Origin of the sequence: Streptococcus sp. HMSC10A01, from assembly GCF_001807785.1 — a bacterium.
Classification (GTDB): Bacteria; Bacillota; Bacilli; order Lactobacillales; family Streptococcaceae; genus Streptococcus; species Streptococcus gordonii.
The window spans coordinates 17,303-38,413 of record NZ_KV790962.1; the positions used below are offsets into that span (position 1 = coordinate 17,303).

26 protein-coding genes and 1 riboswitch are annotated in these 21,111 nt (G+C 40.1%); of the genes, 20 read left to right on the forward strand and 6 right to left on the reverse strand.

Annotated features, from left to right (window positions below; all coding sequences use genetic code 11):
- Positions 1 to 40 precede the first annotated feature (40 nt).
- From HMPREF3108_RS00810 to HMPREF3108_RS00825, 4 genes are all read right to left on the reverse strand, one after another.
- On the reverse strand, positions 41 to 415 hold the full coding sequence (locus tag HMPREF3108_RS00810) for a DUF956 family protein (RefSeq protein WP_048777611.1): 375 nt from the start codon (positions 413 to 415) through the stop codon (positions 41 to 43).
- 70 nt (positions 416 to 485) lie between these two features.
- Positions 486 to 1,397, reverse strand: a complete 912-nt coding sequence (locus tag HMPREF3108_RS00815; protein ID WP_012130737.1) for a PTS system mannose/fructose/sorbose family transporter subunit IID — start codon at positions 1,395 to 1,397, stop codon at positions 486 to 488.
- A gap of 17 nt (positions 1,398 to 1,414) precedes the next feature.
- The gene (locus tag HMPREF3108_RS00820) at positions 1,415 to 2,218 is read right to left on the reverse strand and encodes a PTS mannose/fructose/sorbose transporter subunit IIC (RefSeq protein ID WP_045504115.1); all 804 of its coding nucleotides are present in this window, start codon (positions 2,216 to 2,218) and stop codon (positions 1,415 to 1,417) included.
- A gap of 118 nt (positions 2,219 to 2,336) precedes the next feature.
- Positions 2,337 to 3,326 (reverse strand): PTS sugar transporter subunit IIB, encoded by a 990-nt coding sequence (locus HMPREF3108_RS00825; RefSeq protein WP_012130735.1) that lies wholly within the window; start codon positions 3,324 to 3,326, stop codon positions 2,337 to 2,339.
- A 340-nt stretch (positions 3,327 to 3,666) separates the two neighbouring features.
- On the opposite strand from HMPREF3108_RS00825, the gene HMPREF3108_RS00830 reads away from it, so the two are divergent.
- The 11 genes from HMPREF3108_RS00830 to yidD all read left to right on the forward strand — a co-directional run bounded on the left by HMPREF3108_RS00830 (position 3,667) and on the right by yidD (position 11,026).
- Positions 3,667 to 4,917 carry a diaminopimelate decarboxylase gene (locus tag HMPREF3108_RS00830; protein WP_048777609.1) on the forward strand — a complete coding sequence of 417 codons (1,251 nt, stop codon included), beginning with the start codon at positions 3,667 to 3,669 and terminating at the stop codon, positions 4,915 to 4,917.
- Between the two features lie 54 nt (positions 4,918 to 4,971).
- A complete protein-coding gene (locus HMPREF3108_RS00835) occupies positions 4,972 to 5,220 on the forward strand; it encodes a YneF family protein (protein ID WP_008809598.1) in 249 nt (82 codons plus the stop codon).
- Positions 5,221 to 5,291: 71 nt separating this feature from the next.
- The gene (gene racE / locus HMPREF3108_RS00840; RefSeq protein ID WP_061593589.1) at positions 5,292 to 6,086 is read left to right on the forward strand and encodes a glutamate racemase; all 795 of its coding nucleotides are present in this window, start codon (positions 5,292 to 5,294) and stop codon (positions 6,084 to 6,086) included.
- Complete coding sequence (locus HMPREF3108_RS00845) at positions 6,083 to 7,060, forward strand: nucleoside-triphosphate diphosphatase (protein WP_070492882.1); 978 nt, start codon at positions 6,083 to 6,085, stop codon at positions 7,058 to 7,060. The genes racE and HMPREF3108_RS00845 overlap by 4 nt, the downstream gene beginning before the upstream one ends.
- Positions 7,036 to 7,557 (forward strand): metallophosphoesterase, encoded by a 522-nt coding sequence (locus HMPREF3108_RS00850; protein ID WP_070492884.1) that lies wholly within the window; start codon positions 7,036 to 7,038, stop codon positions 7,555 to 7,557. The genes HMPREF3108_RS00845 and HMPREF3108_RS00850 overlap by 25 nt, the downstream gene beginning before the upstream one ends.
- Positions 7,554 to 8,015 carry a cyclic-di-AMP-binding protein CbpB gene (cbpB, locus tag HMPREF3108_RS00855; RefSeq protein ID WP_070492886.1) on the forward strand — a complete coding sequence of 154 codons (462 nt, stop codon included), beginning with the start codon at positions 7,554 to 7,556 and terminating at the stop codon, positions 8,013 to 8,015. The genes HMPREF3108_RS00850 and cbpB overlap by 4 nt, the downstream gene beginning before the upstream one ends.
- Positions 8,012 to 8,740: a site-specific tyrosine recombinase XerD gene (gene xerD / locus HMPREF3108_RS00860; protein ID WP_070492888.1), complete on the forward strand. Its 729-nt coding sequence runs from the start codon at positions 8,012 to 8,014 to the stop codon at positions 8,738 to 8,740. The genes cbpB and xerD overlap by 4 nt, the downstream gene beginning before the upstream one ends.
- Entirely contained in the window at positions 8,740 to 9,441 is a 702-nt protein-coding gene (locus tag HMPREF3108_RS00865; RefSeq protein WP_045504097.1) for a segregation/condensation protein A, read from the forward strand. Before xerD ends, HMPREF3108_RS00865 begins: the two co-directional genes overlap by 1 nt.
- Positions 9,442 to 9,443: 2 nt before the next feature.
- Positions 9,444 to 10,010 carry an SMC-Scp complex subunit ScpB gene (scpB, locus tag HMPREF3108_RS00870; protein ID WP_070492890.1) on the forward strand — a complete coding sequence of 189 codons (567 nt, stop codon included), beginning with the start codon at positions 9,444 to 9,446 and terminating at the stop codon, positions 10,008 to 10,010.
- A 36-nt stretch (positions 10,011 to 10,046) separates the two neighbouring features.
- Entirely contained in the window at positions 10,047 to 10,775 is a 729-nt protein-coding gene (locus tag HMPREF3108_RS00875; protein WP_045504091.1) for a pseudouridine synthase, read from the forward strand.
- Positions 10,772 to 11,026 carry a membrane protein insertion efficiency factor YidD gene (yidD, locus tag HMPREF3108_RS00880; protein WP_008809589.1) on the forward strand — a complete coding sequence of 85 codons (255 nt, stop codon included), beginning with the start codon at positions 10,772 to 10,774 and terminating at the stop codon, positions 11,024 to 11,026. The genes HMPREF3108_RS00875 and yidD overlap by 4 nt, the downstream gene beginning before the upstream one ends.
- A gap of 368 nt (positions 11,027 to 11,394) precedes the next feature.
- Here the strand turns inward: yidD and HMPREF3108_RS00885 are convergent, their stop codons facing one another.
- Both HMPREF3108_RS00885 and trkA read right to left on the reverse strand, forming a co-directional pair.
- Entirely contained in the window at positions 11,395 to 12,837 is a 1,443-nt protein-coding gene (locus tag HMPREF3108_RS00885) for a TrkH family potassium uptake protein (protein WP_060554105.1), read from the reverse strand.
- A 4-nt stretch (positions 12,838 to 12,841) separates the two neighbouring features.
- The gene (trkA, locus tag HMPREF3108_RS00890; protein ID WP_045504082.1) at positions 12,842 to 14,191 is read right to left on the reverse strand and encodes a Trk system potassium transporter TrkA; all 1,350 of its coding nucleotides are present in this window, start codon (positions 14,189 to 14,191) and stop codon (positions 12,842 to 12,844) included.
- A gap of 360 nt (positions 14,192 to 14,551) precedes the next feature.
- Between trkA and HMPREF3108_RS00895 the strand changes: the two genes are divergently transcribed.
- From HMPREF3108_RS00895 to HMPREF3108_RS00935, 9 genes are all read left to right on the forward strand, one after another.
- Positions 14,552 to 15,058 carry a tRNA (cytidine(34)-2'-O)-methyltransferase gene (locus HMPREF3108_RS00895; RefSeq protein WP_008809586.1) on the forward strand — a complete coding sequence of 169 codons (507 nt, stop codon included), beginning with the start codon at positions 14,552 to 14,554 and terminating at the stop codon, positions 15,056 to 15,058.
- 55 nt (positions 15,059 to 15,113) lie between these two features.
- Positions 15,114 to 15,263, forward strand: a riboswitch (FMN riboswitch).
- Positions 15,264 to 15,394: 131 nt separating this feature from the next.
- Positions 15,395 to 15,952, forward strand: coding sequence for an ECF transporter S component (locus HMPREF3108_RS00900; RefSeq protein ID WP_048777591.1), 558 nt, complete (start codon positions 15,395 to 15,397; stop codon positions 15,950 to 15,952).
- On the forward strand, positions 15,942 to 16,592 hold the full coding sequence (locus HMPREF3108_RS00905; protein WP_048777589.1) for a phosphatase PAP2 family protein: 651 nt from the start codon (positions 15,942 to 15,944) through the stop codon (positions 16,590 to 16,592). The genes HMPREF3108_RS00900 and HMPREF3108_RS00905 overlap by 11 nt, the downstream gene beginning before the upstream one ends.
- Before the next feature lie 95 nt (positions 16,593 to 16,687).
- A complete protein-coding gene (locus HMPREF3108_RS00910) occupies positions 16,688 to 16,996 on the forward strand; it encodes an MGMT family protein (RefSeq protein ID WP_048777587.1) in 309 nt (102 codons plus the stop codon).
- Positions 16,997 to 17,055: 59 nt separating this feature from the next.
- The gene (locus HMPREF3108_RS00915) at positions 17,056 to 18,003 is read left to right on the forward strand and encodes a tRNA modification radical SAM protein MnmL/YtqA (protein WP_048777585.1); all 948 of its coding nucleotides are present in this window, start codon (positions 17,056 to 17,058) and stop codon (positions 18,001 to 18,003) included.
- The gene (locus HMPREF3108_RS00920) at positions 17,997 to 18,548 is read left to right on the forward strand and encodes a tRNA 5-(aminomethyl)-2-thiouridylate-methyltransferase MnmM (RefSeq protein ID WP_070492891.1); all 552 of its coding nucleotides are present in this window, start codon (positions 17,997 to 17,999) and stop codon (positions 18,546 to 18,548) included. Before HMPREF3108_RS00915 ends, HMPREF3108_RS00920 begins: the two co-directional genes overlap by 7 nt.
- 237 nt (positions 18,549 to 18,785) lie before the next feature.
- Positions 18,786 to 19,382 carry a TetR/AcrR family transcriptional regulator gene (locus HMPREF3108_RS00925; RefSeq protein ID WP_070492893.1) on the forward strand — a complete coding sequence of 199 codons (597 nt, stop codon included), beginning with the start codon at positions 18,786 to 18,788 and terminating at the stop codon, positions 19,380 to 19,382.
- The gene (locus tag HMPREF3108_RS00930) at positions 19,382 to 20,335 is read left to right on the forward strand and encodes an ABC transporter ATP-binding protein (RefSeq protein ID WP_070492895.1); all 954 of its coding nucleotides are present in this window, start codon (positions 19,382 to 19,384) and stop codon (positions 20,333 to 20,335) included. Before HMPREF3108_RS00925 ends, HMPREF3108_RS00930 begins: the two co-directional genes overlap by 1 nt.
- Positions 20,322 to 21,098 (forward strand): ABC transporter permease, encoded by a 777-nt coding sequence (locus tag HMPREF3108_RS00935; RefSeq protein ID WP_070492897.1) that lies wholly within the window; start codon positions 20,322 to 20,324, stop codon positions 21,096 to 21,098. The genes HMPREF3108_RS00930 and HMPREF3108_RS00935 overlap by 14 nt, the downstream gene beginning before the upstream one ends.
- Positions 21,099 to 21,111: the final 13 nt, after the last annotated feature.

Below are 21,111 nucleotides of genomic sequence, written 5' to 3' on the forward strand. Positions count from 1 at the left end.
CCAATAGTACTTATCCGTTTCCTAGATTATACTAGAAAATCTATTTTTTTGCAAATAGGTTTTTAAAAAATTTGCCAATTGTTTGTATCAAAGTAGGAAGTCTAACGACCTTATCATCTCCAACATACTCTCTTGCGATTTTGAGAATTTTACCAGAGTCTTTGGAAGCAAAGAGGAATTTTCCTTGATCTGTAAAGACTTCAAAATGTCGACTGATGCTCTTGCCTGAGACATTAGCGCCAATAGCTGTGATATTGGCCCAAGGAAGCTGAATGTAGTCCTCTACGTTAGCATCAGCATAGAACTCTAGCGCCTGATCACCGATAAGAAATTTCCCTACTTTACCACCAAATGCACCAAGGTAGGACACCCCTGTTGTTTGATAATCGATTGTTTTGTTTTGTGATTGCGCCATAATTGCTCCTTTAAAGTAAATCTCTTTCTATTATACCACAAGAAAAAGAAGGCCGAAACCTTCTTTTTGATTACATAATCTTGAAGTAGTGAGCAACAATACCGACTGCAAAGAGTGCAAGGATGATGACGATTGGAGACACTTTCTTCTTCAATAAGTACATGCAAAGGAGTGTAAGCAACAATCCAGAAAGTCCAGGAATCAGCATATCCAAGTTTTGTTGGAAACTTGTAACCTTTTCAGGTGTTTGAGATAAGCCTTGACCTACTTGAGCAAAAGCTTCTTGAATACCTTTGTAGCCGTCAGACAATTTATCCCAGTGGATATAAGCTTTTTCATCTAGTTGAACTTTAGAAACATCAAAAGCAAATTTAATGTTTACCCAACGTTGCACTAAGACAGCAAGGATGAACATACCAAGGATTGAAGCTCCTTTGGTAATGTCTTGAAGGATACCACCTGACATGTCTTTTGTAATCTCAGAACCTGCCTTGTAACCCAATTCTTGAGTGTACCACAAGAAGGCCATACGAATTGCATTCCAAAGAACGAAGAAAAGAAGCGGGCCAAGGATATTCCCTGTCAAGGCAAGAGAAGCACCAAGAGCTCCAAGGATAGGACGAACAGTGAACCAGAAGACTGGATCTCCGATACCAGCGAGAGGTCCCATCATACCGATTTTAACCCCTTGGATAGCAGCATCATCGATTTCAACACCGTTAGCGCGTTCTTCTTCAAGAGCAAGAGTAACCCCCATGATTGGAGCAGCTACATATGGGTGAGTGTTGAAGAATTCCAAGTGGCGCTCAAGGGCTGCAGCCTGGTCTTCTTTTTTAGTATACAATCTTTTAATTGCTGGGATTAGTGAATAAGCCCAACCCAAGTTTTGCATCCGTTCATAGTTCCAAGAACCTTGTAAGAAAGTAGAACGCCACCAAACTTTTTGACGATCTGATTTTGTTAATTGCAGTTTTTCAGTCATGATTCGTTTCTCCTTTCTTAGTAGTCCTCTAAAATATCGCCGATTGGATCGTTAGATGAAGCGACAGCACCGCCACCGTTTCCACCTTTTTTAGATAGGTTCAAGTAGATAAGAGCCAAAGCAACACCAATTGCACCAAAACCAATCAAAGTGATATCTGAAACAGCTGCTAAGACAAAACCAATCGCAAAGAATGGCCATACTTCGCGGGTTGCCATCATGTTGATAACCATTGCGTAACCAACGGCAACAACCATACCACCACCGATAGACATACCGTCTTTCAACCAGTCAGGCATAGCGTTAAGAGCTGCTTGAACAGATTGGGTAGGAACCATCAAAAGAAGAGCGGCTGGGATGGCGATACGAAGACCTTGCATAAGAAGGGCGATAAAGTGAGCGCGTTCAACTCCTTTGATGTCACCTTTTTTAGCGGCAGCATCAGCAGCATGGACCAAACCAACTGAAAGTGTACGAACGATCATAGTGAGGAAAAGACCAGCAACAGCAAGAGGAATAGCAACAGTTTGTGCTACACCGATTCCAGTTTTTGAAAAATCTCCACCAAGAACCATGATGATAGCAGCAGCTACTGATGCAAGAGCAGCATCTGGAGCTACGGCAGCACCGATATTCGCCCAACCAAGAGCGATTAGCTGAAGTGAACCACCCAGAATAACACCGGCAGTTAAGTTACCTGTTACCAAACCAATCAAAGTACATGCAACAATTGGTTGGTGGAATTGGAATTGGTCCAAGATACCTTCAAGACCAGCAAGGAAGGCAACAAAGACCACTAAAACCATAGAAATAATAGACATGATTTATAATTATCCTTTCATGAGATATGAGGACGTAAAATAGTCAGGCAAAACCTAGAAAGAACTGAGAGGTACAGTTTTGCTAAACTATCTGTCCAAATTTTATTCAATTAATGTATTATTGAACGTTTGCTTTTGTAATTAAGTCAAACAAGTCTTTCTTAGAGTCATTTGGTACTTTACGAACGTCAAATTCAACGCCAAGGTCACGAAGCTTTTCGTAAGTAGCGACATCGTCCTTGTCCATTGATAGTACGTTGTTAACCATTGTTTTACCTGTTGAGTGAGCCATAGAACCTACATTGAGAGTCTTGATTGGCACACCGCCTTCAATAGCACGAAGAGCATCTTGAGGAGTTTCAAACAGGATCAAAGCATGAGTATTACCAAAACGTGGGTCTTTTGAAACAGCAATCAGTTTGTCGATAGGCACAACGTTTGCTTTCACATTACCTGGTGCAGCTTGTTTGATTAACTCTTTGCGGAGTTCATCCTTAGCTACTGAGTCAGAAGCTACGATAATACGGTCTGCTTTTGAATCTGGTGTCCAAGCAGTTGCGACTTGTCCATGAAGCAAACGTGTATCGATACGCGCTAGATTGATTTTGAGCTTACCATCACCGATAACAGTACCTTCTGGAATAGCAGCTTGAGCAGTTGCTGCAACAGGAGCGCTTGCAACTTCTTCTGCTGGATTCAATTCTTCAGGCAGAGCTTTTACACCTTCTTTAGCTTCTTTGATGATATTAGCTACGACTGCATCAACACCAGCATTAGCATCCATCATTCTTTCTGTATATGCTTGAATCAACATTGGCAGATTCAAACCTGTAATAATAGCGAACTTGCGCTCTGGATTTTCACCCATTACACGGCTAGCTTGGTTGAATGGAGAACCGCTCCAAAGGTCAGCCAAGACTAAGACTTCATCGTCCGCATCAAACTGTGCCACAGCGTTATTGAATTTAGCATACAAATCATCAGGGCCTTCATTTGGCATAAAAGTAACAACTTGTACTTTTTCTTGTTCGCCAAAAATCATAGAACCTGATTGATGAATGCCAGCAGCAAATTCACCATGGCTTGCAATAATGATTCCAATACTCATTATTGACATTCCCCCTTATTAAAATGTTTGACCAAACTTTAAGAAAAGTTTAAGACAATCTTATTATAAAACGTTTTCAGAAAAAAAACAAGGGGGAGGCGCCAAAATGAATCAAATTCATTCAAGGAATAAAAGTATTCTAAAATATTGCTACAAGTGCATTTTTTAATATTTAAATAGTAGAAAAATATAAAAATAAAAGACCAGTTTGAAAAAGATTGGTTAATATATGAATGAAGGTGGTAGAAAATGATAGATACGAAGGAGATGTACTGGGGTGGAAAGCTTATGAGATACTTATGGTATAATAGAGTGAATTACAATGAAAGTGTGGCATATTATGAAAACTCCTTTTATCAGTCGTGAAAAGCTAGCCGAGATTACGGAACAGTTTCCAACACCTTTCCATCTATATGACGAGAAGGGGATTCGAGAAAGAGCGCGTGCCCTGCATGAGGCCTTTTCTTGGAATCCAGGTTTTAAAGAGTATTTTGCTGTCAAAGCTACCCCAAATCCTGCTATTTTAAAAATCCTCAAAGAAGAAGGATGCGGGGTGGACTGTGCCAGCTATGTTGAGCTACTCATGAGCCAAAAGCTGGGCTTTACTGGGCAGGATATCATGTTTTCGTCCAATAACACACCAGCTGAGGAATTTCAGTTTGCGCGTGACTTAGGAGCTACTATCAATCTGGATGCCTATGAAGATGTGGCTTTTCTAAAGGAAGCCGCGGGTATTCCAAAGGTTATTTCTTGCCGTTACAACCCTGGCGGTGTCTTTGAGTTAGGAACGAGCATCATGGATAATCCAGAAGAAGCTAAGTTTGGCACGACTAAGGACCAGTTGATTCAGGCTTTCAAAGAGCTCAAGGAGCTGGGAGCTGAGAAGTTTGGGATCCATGCCCTCTTGGCCTCAAATACTGTCAGCAATGACTACTATCCTGAACTGGCCCGTCAGCTTTTTGAGTTGGCTGTAGAAGTAGTTGCTGAAACAGGAGTTGAGCTGGACTTTATCAATCTCTCTGGTGGTGTCGGTATCAATTACCAGCCTGAGGGTGAGGAAAACGACATTGCGGTCATTGGTCAAGGAGTTCGTCAGGCCTATGAAGCTATTCTGACACCTGCTGGTCTAGGACAGGTCAAGATTTATACAGAGCTGGGTCGCTTTATGCTGGCACCTTTTGGCCTACTTGTTACCAAGGTTACCCATAAGAAGCAGACCTATCGAACCTATCTGGGTGTGGATGCCTCAGCGGTTAATCTGTTGCGTCCAGCTATGTACGGTTCTTATCACCACATTACCAATATGGATCAACCTGAGGGTGAGACGGAGATTGTGGATGTTGTCGGTAGTCTCTGCGAGAATAATGATAAATTTGCCATTAATCGTCCGCTGCCTATCAGCCAAATCGGTGATACACTCGTAATTCACGATACAGGTGCCCATGGCTTTTCAATGGGGTATCAGTACAACGCCAAACTTCGTTCCAGCGAAATTCTCTTGGAAGAAGACGGAAATGTTCGTATGATTCGTCGAGCTGAAAGACCAGAAGATTATTTTGCGACTCTCTATGGATTTGACTTTGAAAAATAAAGAAGATTTGGTATAATGAAAGCAACGCAAAAAAGGAAATAGGAGATTTATTTTATGAGTTTATTTTTAGCAATTTTGCTGATTATTCTTGCTTTTGCAGGTGGTGTATTTGCAGGAATGTATATCCTTCGTAAGCAAGTCGAAAAAGAATTTGCTGAAAATCCGCGTTTGAATGTGGAAGCAGTTCGTACTTTGCTTGGAGCAAGTGGACAGCGTCCAAGTGAGGCAAAAGTCCAACAAGTTTATCGCCAAATTATCAACCAACAAAAATCAGCTTTAGCTAACAGCAAAAAGAAAAAATAATCATTTGATTATTAAATATCAAAAGGGGATTTGGGCTGTAGGCCCAATCCCTTATTTAGAAAGAAGATTTTATGGATAATCGACCGATTGGTTTTCTAGATTCCGGAGTGGGCGGTTTGACGGTTGTACGTGAATTGATGCGACAGCTTCCCCACGAAGAAGTCATTTATATCGGGGATTCTGCTCGTGCTCCTTATGGACCTAGGCCGGCTGAGCAAATCAGAGACTATACCTGGCAACTGGTCAATTTTCTTTTGACTAAAGATGTAAAAATGATTGTTATTGCTTGCAATACTGCGACAGCTGTTGTCTGGGAAGAAATTAAAGAAAAACTGGATATCCCAGTTTTAGGAGTGATTTTACCTGGGGCTTCTGCAGCGATTAAGTCAACTCATTCAGGAAAGATTGGAGTGATTGGGACACCAATGACAGTCACTTCAGATATCTATCGCAAGAAAATTGAAGCTTTGTCACCTGAGATGGAGGTTAGTAGCTTGGCTTGTCCGAAGTTTGTTCCTCTAGTTGAGTCAAATGAGCTAACATCCAGTGTTACAAAAAAAGTTGTCTATGAGACCTTGCTTCCGTTAGCAGGAAAGGTTGACACGCTTGTTCTGGGATGTACACATTATCCTCTCCTGAGATCTATTATTCAAAATGTGATGGGACCGGATGTTAAACTGATTGACAGTGGGGCAGAGTGTGTAAGGGATATCTCTGTTCTTTTAAACTACTTTGAAATTAATCGTAGTCGAGAAGAACAGACTTTGCAGCATCGTTTTTATACAACAGCTAGTGCTAAGAGTTTTGCTGAGATTGCTGAACATTGGCTAGGACATAAGGTAAGCGTGGAGCATATAGATTTATGAGTGAAAAAATATACGAATATAAGGATGACCAAGACTGGTATATCACTAAGTGGAGCGAAACGGAATCTTTTAGCAATTTTTCGCAGGTATCAGCTGAGGCTGGCAAAATTTTAGAAGATTTGCAAGTGGCTCTGAATAAGGATGGACGCACTTTCCCAATTGAGGTGGCGATTTTACGTTACCATTCCGCATATCGCTTATTGGTCTTTTTAGTAAACCTTATCAATGAAGAGGCTAAAAGAAAGTTAGAACTGATCCAGCGTCAGGGGGCTTTACTTGTAGTGGAGTCAGGTCAACTTTTGTATGTCTATATACCTCAAGGTGGAGTTTCATTGACTGATTTTTTGGGAGCTAAAGAAGTCAAGGATACTCTTTTAATTGCTACTCGAAATGAAGGCAAAACGAAAGAGTTTCGAAAGTTATTTGGGAAATTGGGCTACAAGGTTGAGAATCTCAATGACTACCCCGACTTGCCAGAAGTGGCTGAAACAGGAATGACCTTTGAAGAGAATGCTCGGCTTAAGGCGGAAACCATCAGCCAGCTAACCGGTAAAATGGTTTTAGCTGATGATTCGGGTTTACAAGTTGATATTCTTGGGGGACTTCCTGGAGTCTGGTCCGCTCGCTTTGCTGGAGTAGGTGCAACTGATGCGGAGAATAATATCAAGCTTTTGCATGAGTTGGCTATGGTCTTTGAGTTAAAGGATCGTGCAGCTCATTTTCATACAACACTGGTCGTGGCCAGTCCTGAAAAAGAAAGTTTAGTAGTCGAGGCTGACTGGCCTGGTTATATCAATTTTGAACCAAAAGGAGAAAATGGCTTTGGTTATGATCCTCTCTTTTTGGTCGGTGAAACTGGTAAAACTTCAGCTGAGCTAACAGTAGAAGAGAAGAATGAGCAATCTCATCGCGCTCAGGCGGTGAAAAAGTTAATGGAGGTATTTCCAGCATGGCAAAGCAAACAATCATTGTAATGAGTGACTCTCATGGTGATCGCTCAATTGTCGAGGAGATAAAAAATTATTACTTAGGTAAGGTAGACGGCATTTTCCACAATGGTGACTCTGAATTGCCAAGCGATGATCCTGTTTGGGAGGGGATTCACGTTGTTGCTGGCAATATGGACTTTTATGATGGCTATCCGGATCGACTAGTGACGGACTTGAATGGGACTCGTATAGCTCAGGCTCACGGTCATTTATTCCAAATCAACTTTTCTTTTCAAAAGCTAGATTTGTGGGCCCAAGAAGAAAATGCGGATATTTGTCTCTATGGGCACCTACATATTCCGGATGCTTGGATGGAAGGGAAGACTCTCTTTTTAAATCCAGGGTCTATCAGTCAACCCCGTGGTTTGATTACGGAGCGTCTTTATGCTAAGGTTGAAATTGAAGAAGATCATTTCAGAGTGGATTATTTCACTCGTCAGCATCAACTATACCCAAGTTTGTCAAAGGAGTTTGCTAGATGATAGCCCAGGCATTTGAAGATTATCTTGTGAAACAAGAAGGTGCTTTTCTGACACCTGCTGAAAATTTAGCAGTATTGGTAGACAGTCACAATGTCGATCACGCTATTTTGTTGTTGAGTCAGATGACCTATTCGCGGATTCCGGTTGTGACGGCTGAAAAGAAATTTGTCGGAACCATTTCTCTGACGGATATCATGGCTTATCGGATGCAGCATGATCTTCCAGAAGAAGAATTTATGGCGATGGATATCGTTCACATGACTAGGAAAGATGGTTTAACTGTAGGAGTGAATTACACAATTTCTGAAGTTTTGCATAAATTGATAGATGAGTCCTTCTTGCCTTTAGTAGGAGATGATCAGCATTTTCATGGAATTATTACGAGAAAGTCGATTCTCAAAGCAGTTAATGCCCTTTTGCATGATTTTTCAAGCCGATATGAGATGAAAGCTAAATGAAAGAAGCAATCGAACAGTTTATACAGCCAAAACAGTTATCTAAAAATTCCAGGCTTGCTTATACCTACGATTTAGAACAGTTTCTTGAGCAAGTTGGAACAATAAATGATACCAGTCTGCGACTCTATCAATCTTCTTTGCAGTCTTTAAAGCTTTCTGTTCAAAAACGGAAATTATCAGCAGTTAACCAATTTTTGTATTTTCTCTATAATCAGAAATATATAGAACATTACTACAAATTAAGTATTCCCAAGGATCAGAAAGAAAGCTCTTCACAAGGTTCGCTTCTTGATTTATCAGCTTTTTGGCAGGAGAGTCAAGTTCCTCAGGGGCGTTTAATTGCCCTTCTAATTTTAGAAAATGGTCTTTTGCCGAGTGAAATTTTGTCTATAAAAATCACGGATATCCAGTTTGATTTTCAGATTTTAAGTGTCGAGAAAGCAGGGCAAAAGAGGATTGTCCAACTTTCTTCCAAACTGACAGAAGAATTAAGTAGGATGGTTTCAGGCACCTATTTATTTGAAAAGAAAGGAAAACCTTATTCGAGACAGTGGGCTTTTCGTCAGCTGGAGGCTTTTTTATCAGAAAAAGGGCAGGCAGGTTTGTCTGCTCAGAGTTTGAGAGAACAATATATTTTGCGTCAGTTGAAAGATAAGCGAAGCCTACATGATATCGCTCGTGACCTAGGTTTGAAAAGTATTACTACATTAGAAAAATATAGATAATGGATATAAAAATTAAAGATTTTGAGGGACCCCTGGACTTGTTACTCCATTTGGTTTCCAAGTATCAGATGGATATTTATGATGTCCCAATTACAGAGGTTATTGAACAATATCTAGCCTATGTTGCGACCTTGCAGGCCATGCGTCTGGAGGTGGCTGGGGAATATATGGTCATGGCCAGTCAGCTTATGCTTATTAAAAGTCGCAAACTTCTACCTAAAGTAGCGGATGATATTGACTTAGAGGAAGATTTAGAACATGACCTGTTGAGTCAAATCGAGGAGTATCGTAAATTTAAACTTCTTGGTGAGAAAATGGCGGAGCAGCACGAAGAGCGGGCTCTATATTATTCTAAGCCTAAGATTGAATTAGTCTATGAAGATGCTGAGTTGGTGCATGACCGCTCAGCCATTGATTTGTTTTTGGCCTTTTCTGGCTTATTAGCTAAAAAAAGAGAAGAATTTCGTCATAGTCATACTACCATTGTCAAAGACGAATACAAGATTGAAGATATGATGGATGTGGTCTTGGAACGTTGTAAGAGTCATAAAAAGTTGGCCTTACAGGAGTTATTTACTGAGACCAAAGACATGAATGAGGTTATCACACTCTTTTTGGCAACCTTGGAATTAGTGAAAGTACAGGAGATTCAATTGCTCCAAGAAGAAAATTTTGGAAGTATCTATCTAATTAGGAAGTAAACATGAGTAAGTTATCAGAAATAGAAGCGCTTCTTTTTGTGGCAGGAGAAGACGGCTTGAAAGTTCGGCAGATTGCTGAAATTTTGTCCATTCCTCCTACGGGAGTTAACCAAAGTTTAGAAAAATTGGCAGCTAAGTACGAAGCCGATGCTGACTGTAGCCTGGCTTTACTTGAAACGTCGAATACTTATAAATTAGTTACCAAACAAGCTTTTGCAGAACTCCTGCGTGCTTATTCTAAATCGCCGATTAATCAGAGCCTTTCGCGTGCTGCTTTAGAAACTCTGTCAATTATTGCTTATAAACAACCAATCACTCGGGTAGAGATTGATGATATCCGTGGGGTTAATTCTAGCGGGGCACTTGCCAAGTTATTAGCATTTGAGCTGGTTCGAGAAGATGGTAAAAAGGAGGTTCTTGGTCGACCTAATCTTTATGTGACAACAGAATATTTCTTAGATTACATGGGGATCAACCATTTGGAAGAATTACCAGTCGTGACAGATACTGAATTGGTAGCAGAAGAAAGCCAATTATTTGGTCAAGCGACCGAATCAGAGTTAGAATAAAATGGCTGAACTGTGTATCTTGTGAAAGGATGAAAGATGAGAATTAATAAATATATTGCCCATGCAGGCGTGGCTAGTCGCCGGAAAGCAGAAGAGCTGATTAAGCAAGGCCTTGTGACGATTAATGGTCAGGTGGTTCGAGAACTGGCGACCTTGGTTAAAACAGGTGACAAAGTCGAAGTAGAAGGGCAGCCTATCTATAATGAGGAAAAGGTCTATTACCTTTTGAATAAGCCTCGTGGCGTCATTTCTAGTGTGACAGATGACAAGGGACGTAAAACTGTGGTAGACTTGTTGCCTCAAGTCAAAGAACGGATTTATCCAGTTGGTCGTTTAGACTGGGATACTTCTGGACTTCTTATCCTGACGAATGATGGCGATTTTACAGACGAGATGATTCACCCGCGTAATGAAATTGACAAGGTTTATGTTGCTCGTGTAAAAGGAATCGCCAACAAAGAAAATCTTCGCCCATTGACTCGTGGTGTAGAAATTGATGGTAAAAGGACCAAACCGGCAGTTTATGAAATCATAAAAGTCGATCCTGTCAAAAATCGATCTGTCGTTCAGTTGACTATCCATGAGGGACGGAATCATCAAGTGAAGAAGATGTTCCAAGCGGTCGGCTTAGAGGTAGACAAGCTGTCTCGGACTCGCTTCGGACATTTGGATTTGACAGGACTTCGACCAGGTGAATCAAGACGCCTCAATAAGAAAGAAATAAGCCAGCTTCATAATTTGGCTATTACAAAGGCTGGAAAATGATTAAAAAGCTTTTAATCGCTCCAGTTCGCTTTTACCAACGTTTTATTTCACCTGCATTTCCACCTTCCTGTCGTTTTCGGCCCACCTGCTCTAATTATATGATTGAGGCTATCCAGAAGCATGGAGCCAAAGGTGTCCTGATGGGTTTGGCGCGGATTTTTCGTTGCCATCCTTGGTCTCAGCCGGGAGAAGATCCCGTACCGGACCATTTTAGCCTGAAAAGAAACGATACAAGAAAACAGTCTCACTAGATACGTATAGTTCTTTATCTCTAATCGAAAGGCTCACTATTTTCTCTAGTGCTTTTAAACACTAGAGAAAATAGTGAGCCTTCATTATGCAAAAAAACAAGTCAAACAGAGAGGCTGGGCATAGGGCTCTAGTCTCTCTGTTTTTTATAGACGAAGTTGGGAAATCTTTCTTGAGTAAGAGCTTCGTCTAGGTCCTCTAGGTAACTTTTTGATGATGGAGAATTTGTTTTTATTATAGTTTTACCAGGCCTATTCTTTGTAATTAAAAAGCTCTCTCATGCTTATAGTTGTTGAACCACTACAGAAATGAGAGAGCTAACATTATTTAGTAAGACTTTTTTGATAGACAGGTATTCCCTGAATGTGTCCTATCTTCTAGACCAAGTTTTGGGTAGGAAGAGCAGGAGCATTGGATAGATTTCCAGGCGTCCAGCAATCATAGCCAAGGATAAGAGGAATTTAGAAAGGGGACTGAAAATAGAAAAACTCTCAGTTGTTCCGATCATCGGTCCAATGTTATTAAAACAGCTTAGTACTCCACTGACAACGGTCATAAAGTTATTATTATCAAAGCTCACAATAAAAATGAGTGCCGCAATAATCATCATATAGACAACCATGTACTTTAAGACCTTATGCTGGGTGTCTTTATCTAGTACATTTCCGTTGACATGCAAAGTCAATACTCGATTTGGAGAAAGTGTTGATAGAATCTGATTTTTTGCAATCCTTGCCAAAATCATACAACGAATGACTTTAAATCCTCCGGCAGTAGAACCTGCTGAGCCTCCGATACACATTAAAAGTAAGATGATAAACTGTGAAAAGAGAGGCCAATCAACAGTGTTTCCAAAACCAAAACCTGTTGTAGTGATGGTATTGGAAACTTGGAAGAATGACATTTCCAAGCTGTCAGCAATATTTCCGTGGAAAATATGGAGAATATTGAAGGTAATGAGGAGAGTAGAAACCCCGACGATTGTCAAATACCCTTTTAGCTCTTCATCCGCAAAGAAAGCCTTGAATTTTCTGATCAGGAAGAAATAGTAAAGGTTAAAGTTGACCCCAAAAGTCAAGACTCCAAAGCTAACCAGATAGGTAATCAGTGGACTATTGTAGTGGGCAATTCCGTCATTATAAACGGTAAAACCACCTGTACCAGCTGTTCCCATACCAATAATGAAGCTGTCAAATAATGGCATTCCTGCTAGGAAATAAAGAAGAGTAAAGATGGCAAAGAGGGCCAAGTAGATGATGTAGAGAATTTGGGCAGTGTCTTTAAGTTTGGAGACGACCTTGCCAAAGACAGGACCTGGCACTTCAGCCTTCATGACTTCCAAGTGGCCGTTCTTGGCATTATCCATAATAGCTAAGGCAAAGACTAACACTCCCATACCACCAATTAAGTGGGTAAAACTACGCCAGAAAAGTAGAGAGTGGGAGAGGACACCAACATCGTTGAGAATAGTGGCACCAGTTGTAGTAAATCCTGAGCTGACTTCAAAGAAAGCATCAATAATATTTGGAATTTGTCCAGAAAAGACAAAAGGTAGGGCCCCGAAGAAGGACCAAAGAATCCAACAGAGAGCAACAATCAAGACGCCTTCCTTAGCGTAGATGTGAGCGTCTTTGGGTTTAAAGAAAATACCAACTCCACCTAAAATTAATAAAATACCGATTGTACAGCCTAAAGATAGAAATACTTTAGCTGGCTCCTGATAGATAATAGCGATGACAACTGGCACTAAAAGCAGGCAGGCTTCAATCAGTAACAACTTAGAGAGGAGATAACGAATCATGGATTTATTCATCTGATTACTCCTCTAACAAGTCATAAATTTTGGTGATATTTTGCAATAAGGTTGTGACAAGAATTTTGTCTCCAGCCTTAATTTGATCGTCACCAGTTGGGAAGATGGCTTTTCCTTGACGGATAATAGCAGCCAAAAGAACACCTTTTTTTAGTTTTAGCTGAGACAAAGGTCGATTTGTCATCTTATTCTCTTCTTTAATCTGGAATTGCAGAGTTTCAATGCGGCCGTTTGCAACATGGTGCAAGGCTTCTAAACTAGAGAATTGCGCATTGTAGCGACCGCGGATAAAGTGCATAATGGTATCTACAGCAATTCCTTTTGGTGTAACAATACTAGCAAAATCTTGACTATCAATAATTTCTAGTAGACTCGTTCGATTGATTTTTGTAATATTTTTTTGAACACCGATGCTGTTTAGGAACATAGACGCAATAATATTTTCTTCATCGACACCTGTAAGAGTAGCAACAGCATCATAATTTGGCGCACTTTCTTCTAAAAGAATATCTTTGGCAGTACCGTCACCATGAACAACGTAAATATCAGGAAATTCCTGACTGAACCATTCAGCTCTTTGACGATTAATTTCTAAGACTTTAAGATCAATTTTACTATCTTTCAGAATGTTTAAAAGATAGTAGGCGATCTTACCTGCCCCGATAATCAGCAGGCTCTTGATAACGCGAGGGCGGATGTAATGGTGGAAAGCCATAATTTCTGAGCGATTTCCGGTCATGAATATCTTATCGTTTGCCTGGATGCTGACATCTCCATCAGGAATAGTCAGTTCATTATTCCGTTCAATAGCACAGATAATGACATTTCCATATTGTTTCCGGAAGTCAGAAATAGTTGTCTGACACAAGGGACTATTTTCCTTTACCTTGAATTCCATCAGAGCAACCCGTCCATTGGCAAAATGCTCAAAAGATAGGGCATTAGGGAAGTCAATAATATTGGCAATCGAGCGTGCAGCCAATTGTTCAGGATTGACAACTAAAGAGAAGCCAAGAATATTTTTTTCCTTAAAGAAAGGATTGGAATATTCAGGATTGCGGACGCGGACAACAGTTTCTTTAGCTCCCATTTTCTTTGCTAAAACTGCGGAAACCATATTGACTTCGTCGTGTTCAGTCATAGAGATAAAAATATCGCAAGATTCAATATTTGCTTGCTCTAAAACTTTAAAGTTGGCTCCATTTCCTAGAATACCAATAATATCGTAACGTTTGGTCAAGTGGTTGAGAACAGCCTCATCCTGCTCGATAAGGACCACATCATGATTCTCAGCAACAAGCGAGCGGCAAAGGGCGCTTCCAACTTTACCACCACCAACAAGAATAATCTTCATCTTATACCTCCGAGATATGTATCTATCATACTCTATTTTGTAAAAAATTTCATCTCTTTGCTTCAATGTAGTGGTTTTGCCTGGAATAAGAGAGGATTTTTTCTAGTTCTTCCTCCATTTGTTCGAGAAATTAAAGCTCTCTTTTTATATAATTTGGAAAAAATAAAAAAATCGTTCATTTTCAAGCTCTTTAAGTTGACATGTCAAAGGAAAATGATATACTAGAAAAGTGCTATCATTGATTTACCTCAAACCTGTTGTGATGTAAGTTAATGAAGCTTTAACCACGCTGTTTGCTGAGCTTGACTCCGGGCAGTGTGGCTATTTTTTTATACAAATGACGACTAGGAAAAGAGAAAGATGCTAGAAAATCACATTGTACTATTTGAACCTCAAATCCCACAAAATACTGGAAATATAGCTCGGACTTGTGCAGCAACAAATGCTCCCTTGCATATTATTAAGCCTATGGGCTTCCCTATTGATGACCGTAAGATGAAGCGAGCTGGTCTGGATTACTGGGATAAGCTGGATATTAGTTATTATGAGAGTCTGGAAGACTTTATGGAAAAAATGGATGGCCAGCTCTACTTGGTTTCAAAGTTTGCTGAAAAGGTCTATTCTGAAGAGGATTTTTCCAAGGAGGGCAAACATTATTTTATGTTTGGCCGTGAAGACAAAGGCCTGCCAGAAGAATTCATGCGTCAGCACCCAGAAAAAGCTCTACGTATTCCCATGAATGATCAGCATGTCAGAAGCCTTAATGTTTCAAATACAGTCTGTATGATTGTTTATGAAGCCCTGCGTCAGCAGAATTTTGTTGGCCTTGAACTGGTACATGAGTATGAAGCGGATAAGCTGAAATAATTTGTATTACATCAAACAAGGAACTTGCTATTGCAGGTTCTTTTTGGTATCATAAAAGAGTCTTCAGGGCAGGGTGAAATTCCCGACCGGCGGTAATTTTTGGATTGGAAATGTTTTTTCTCAATGCCAAATCAAGTCCGCGAGCGTAAGCTGATGTGGTGAGATTCCACAACCGACAGTATAGTCTGGATGGGAGAAGACGAAGGGCATTGAATTTATTTTGCCATTTAATCTTTATTTAAGGGCTGAGCCTTATACTAAATAATCATTAGCTGACAAGCTTTTTTCGGTAGCCTTTCCAGCTTCTCTAATTTTTATAAATTGGAGGAACCTGTGATGACAAATACTCGTAAATTGGCGATTGTAGCAGTTTTATCTGCACTTTCATTTCTACTCATGCTTTATGAGATTCCTTTGATAACAGAATTCTTAAAGTTGGATTTTTCAATTATTCCGATTTTACTGGCTTTGGTGGTCTTGGATTTCAAAAGCTCAATGGCAGTACTCTTGATTCGCTCGGCCTTAAAGCTAGCTTTGAATAATCATGGTATAGGCACTCTTATCGGTCTTCCCATGAATATATTGGCGGTAACTGTTTTTGTTTCTGCTTTTGCACTCTTATGGAAAAAGAGGAAGAGCTTGTCTGACTATGTGAAGGCCTCTCTGGTGGCAACGCTTGGTCTAACCGTCACTATGATCGTTTTAAATGTCATTTATGCAGTTCCACTCTTTGCGAGATTTGCTAATTTTGATATTAATAAAACATATGGTATGTCCAAGTATCTGCTGACTATGATTGTCCCTTTTAATCTATTAGAAGGAGTGATCTGGGCTGTTGTCTTTTGGCTAATTTACACACTTTTACAGCCTGTTCTAAAACGCTATGAAAAATAAACAATCTTATCTAACAAAGGGCACTTTTGCCCTTTTACTTTTCGTTATACTCGGTTATATGGTCAAGTTTTATCCTGACCAGCTGACTCATTTTGATACCCCGATTCAGACCTGGTTGCGTGGAGATTTACCTGTAGCTTTGACAACTTTTTTTAAGCTTGTAACCAGTGTGATTGATCCATTGGGGATTATCATCTGGGTTTTTGCATTTGCCTTATTTTTCCTGTATAAAAAATGGAAATTAGAAGCTGCTTTACTAGCAGGAAATCTGGTCTTACATGGGATTTTAATCAAGTTGATCAAATTTGTTTACCAAAGAAGTCGGCCCTCTATCACACATCTGGTTGAAGAAGGAGGTTATTCTTTCCCGAGCGGGCATGCCATGGCGACAGCCATTGTACTTGGGACCTTGATTATCATTGTTCAGCAACGGGTTCAGAACCAGCATATTAAGCGCTTGGTACAAGCTTTGCTCCTACTCTATATTTTCACTGTTATGGCCTCCAGAGTCTATCTGGGCGTGCACTATCCGACAGATGTAATGGGAGGAGCTTTGATGGGATTTGCCATTCTTAATATTGAATTTCCCTTTTATGACAAGCTACGCTTTCAGTGGCGTTTCAAAGGGAAGCAGAAATAAATAGAGATGAGGAAGGTTGGCTTTGCCAGCCTTTTTGTCTTGACAAAGAAAGTCTCTTTCTTTAAGATAGGAGCAAACAAGATTAGGAGGTTAGCTTGTCCAATTTAAATCAAGAACTCATCGATGCTGTTTTGGCATTAGTAGATAGTATTCCCTCTGGGCGCGTGGCGACCTATGGTCAGATTGCCCGTTTGATTGGGAGGCCTAAAAACGCTCGCTTGGTAGGAAAGATCCTCAGCCAGTCGGAGCTTTATGGCAGCAAGCACCCTTGTCATCGGGTAGTCAATGCGACAGGGCGCCTCACACCTGGCTGGGAAGACCAGAGACACTTGCTCTGGGCGGAGGGAGTGGACTTGAAGGCCAATGGCTGTGTGGATTTAAAAGTTTATTTGTGGGAACGGTGATTTCCTTCTTTCCTTGTGAAAGAGGGAATTTTTGTTTCTATACTCTTTTTTGTGGTAGAATGAAAGGTATGAAATCTTACAATTCTTTGAATGATTATTATCGAAAACTTTTTGGTGAGAAGACTTTTAAGGTGCCCATCGATGCGGGCTTTGACTGTCCCAATCGGGATGGTACGGTAGCGCATGGAGGCTGTACTTTTTGTACCGTTTCGGGCTCTGGTGATGCTATTGTGGCACCAGATGCGCCCATCCGCAAGCAGTTTTACAAGGAAATTGACTTTATGCACCGCAAGTGGCCAGATGTTCGTAAGTATCTGGTCTATTTCCAGAACTTCACTAATACACATGAGAAGCTTGAAGTGATCCGTGAGCGGTATGAGCAAGCCATAAACGGGCCAGGTGTCGTTGGACTTAATATCGGGACTCGGCCTGACTGCTTGCCTGACGAGACTATTGCCTACTTGGCTGATCTGTCTGAGCGAATGCATGTGACTGTAGAGCTGGGGCTTCAGACCACCTATGAGGAGACCTCGGACCTCATTAATCGTGCCCATTCTTATGAGCTCTATGTGGAGACGGTCCAGCGAGTTCGAAAGCTGGCTCCCAAGGCGGAGATTGTTTCTCACTTGATCAATGGCCTGCCGGGTGAGACTCATGAGATGATGTTGGAAAATGTCCGCCGCTGTGTGACAGACAATGACATTCAGGGAATCAAGCTTCACTTGCTTCACTTGATGACCAATACCCGCATGCAGCGGGATTATCATGAGGGACGATTGCAGCTACTCAGTCAGGAGGAATATGTTTCCATCATCTGCGACCAACTGGAGATTATCCCCGAGCATATCGTCATCCACCGTATCACAGGAGACGCCCCACGAGATATGTTGATTGGCCCCATGTGGAGCCTTAATAAATGGGAAGTTCTCAATGCCATTGAGGCAGAAATGCGTCGTCGTGGCAGCAAGCAAGGCTGTAAAGCAAAGGAGCAGAGATTCGTATGTTAAGACCCTTACAGATGGCCCATGCCTTTTTGGCAGAAGTCGTGACCAAGGAAGATATCGTGGTGGATGCTACTATGGGCAACGGACATGACACCCTCTTTCTGGCTCAATTGGCCAAGAAGGTCTATGCTTTTGACATTCAGGAGCAGGCTGTGGAAAAGACTCGCCAGCGCTTGGCAGAAGCGGATTTGGACAATGCTCAGCTAATCTTGGCTGGCCATGAGACTCTGGACCAATACACAGACCATTTCAAGGCTGCCATTTTTAATCTTGGTTACCTGCCTTCGGCGGACAAGTCTGTCATTACCCGACCCGATACGACACGGGAAGCTTTGGAAAAGGTCTGCCGGGGCTTAGAAAAAGGCGGTCGCGCAGCTATCATGATTTACTACGGGCATGAAGGTGGCAAAGCTGAGAAAGATGCCGTGCTAGACTTTGTCAGTCAACTGCCTCAGCAGGACTTCACCGTTGCCCTCTACAAGACCATCAATCAGATCAACAATCCGCCTTTCTTGGTCATGATTGAGAAATTGAGAGAAGAAACTTGATATACAATAAGGATACAGAGAGAAAAGCCAGATAATAGGAGCTTTCAGTACTGTATCCTTATTTTTTTAATCGTGAAATAAAATAATTAGGCCTAAAAGAAGAGGGGTATGATGTGTGTAAATTTAAAGTCTTATATTTTCCTACAAAGAAAATATAAGACTTTTGACATTTTTCAATTTATATGATAATCTGTGACTGTGAAATCAAAAAACGTCACAGAGTTTTAGGAGGAAGTTATGGCTACTGCTTTTACTACTGAAGAAAAAGAAGTAATTAGAAAGAAATTACATAAAGTTGCAAAGGAATGCCTTCAAAGATATGGGGTTAAGAAAACCACTGTAGACCAGATGGCAGCAATGGCAGATATTTCTAAAGGTTCTTTTTATAATTTTTATTCTTCAAAAGAAATGTTATTTTTTACAGTCTTAGAAGAATATCAAATAGATGTTATGAATCGCCTGACAGAACAATTAGGTATGGAAGCCAAGATAGATACAAATCGTCTGGTACAGTTACTTTATGATTTTTATCAAGATTTTCGCTATTCATTTATGTATACCATATTTAAAAATCATGAAATGGAACTACTCGTAAGAAAATTGCCGAAAGAGGTGATAACAAATCATCATCTGATAGACGATAGGATGGTTAAAAAAATTGTATCCCGAATCAACATTAGAGAAAATGTATCTGTAGAAATCGTCTCTGCTTTATTTAGAACGATTGCTATGACTATATTACACATCGAGGAAATCGGTGAAGAACAATTTGATACCACATTGAGGTTAGTCATACAAGGAGTTGTGGAACAAATTACTAAGGAGGATAGGTAATGGTGAAAGAAGCAATTAGAACCGCAAAGCTTTCTAAAAGATATGGAACAAAAAATGTTGTCGACAACTTGAATCTTTCAATAAAACCTGGTGAAATAGTAGGTTTTTTAGGACTGAATGGTGCAGGGAAAACAACAACGATGAGAATGATGCTAGGATTGATAAAATCTACATCAGGAGAGTGTTATATTCAAGGAAAAAAGTTAGATCTGAATAATTTAGAACTTCGAAACGAAATAGGTTATATTATTGAGACGCCTTATTCTTATCCGAATTTAACGGTGAGAGAAAATTTAGAAATCGTTAGTAAATTAAGAGGGGTTAATAAAGATAATATTGACTGGGTAATTGAGAAATTAAAACTAAAGCAATATGAACATAAACAGGAGAAGCATCTTTCTTTAGGAAATGTTGCACGTTTAGGAATTGCAAAAGCGATTATCCATAAACCTAAAATCCTTATTCTTGATGAGCCAACAAATGGGTTAGACCCTTTTGGAGTTATTGAAGTTAGAGAACTATTAAAGGAATTGGCGAATAATCTAGGAACAACTGTTCTTATTTCAAGTCATAATCTGGAAGAAATATCTAAAATTGCTACTAGGATAGTTATTGTACATGAGGGCAGACTTATAAGAGAAGTTGAAAGCAATGAATTAGAACAGTACTTAGAAAAGAAGTTACTAGTAAATGGCTCTAATAATAAGGCCATGAAAGAAGTATTATCTAATCATGGCTATCAGGTAAATATTCGATTAGACACAGAAAATAGTATCCATTTCTTAGAATTAATTGATAGAAAATCTGTGGAATGCCCGGAAGATATTGCCACATTGCTAGTCCATGCAGGGTATCCACCCAAATCGCTGGCTGTTGAAAAAGAAGATTTGGAGCATTATTTTTTAAGAATACTGAATGACTATAGTGGAGGTATTTCGAATGAAAAAGCTTAGTTCCTGTATTTTAATTGAATGGAAAAAGTTAATAAAATCAAAACTTTCCATCGTAACTGCTTGTTCGATCTGTTTAGTTCCTTTTATTGTTGGCTTGTTTGCAAGTATGATGAAATATCCAGAGAATTTTAAAAATCTTGGATTGATTTCTGCAAAAATGGAAATGATGAGGATAACAGACTGGTCGTCGTACTTAATGACCGTATCACAAGTCATTTCTGTTGGGGGATTGCTCATTTTTGGATTTACAGCATCTTGGATTTTTGGTAGAGAATATTCTGATAAAACGATGATAGACCTATTAGCGCTTCCGATAAAAAGAGATACAATCGTATTATCCAAGTTTATCGTTATCGCTTTGTGGAGTTATATTCTATCAATTTTTGCACTTTTATTGGGATTATTAGCTGGCAATCTGATTGGACTTGAGGGTGGGAGCTTAATGGTGATTTTCAAAGGTATACTTACTTTTGTTTTTTGTACTACTCTTACGATCGTACTCTCTGCTCCAGTGGCTTTTTTTGCTTGTTTAGGCCGGGGATATTTGTCTCCATTGGCATTTATCATTTTTACTATTATTTTTTCTCAGCTTGGTTCTGCTCTTAACTTTGGGAAATACATTCCATGGGCGATTCCTGCACTCGCAAGTGGTATTGCAGGAAAAGCACTATTGAATTTTGGGAGCATTGTCAGTTTATTTGGGGTAAGTATTCTAGGTCTTATCGCAACAATAGCTTGGTGGAGGTATGCTGATTACGATTAAAATGAAGTGATGA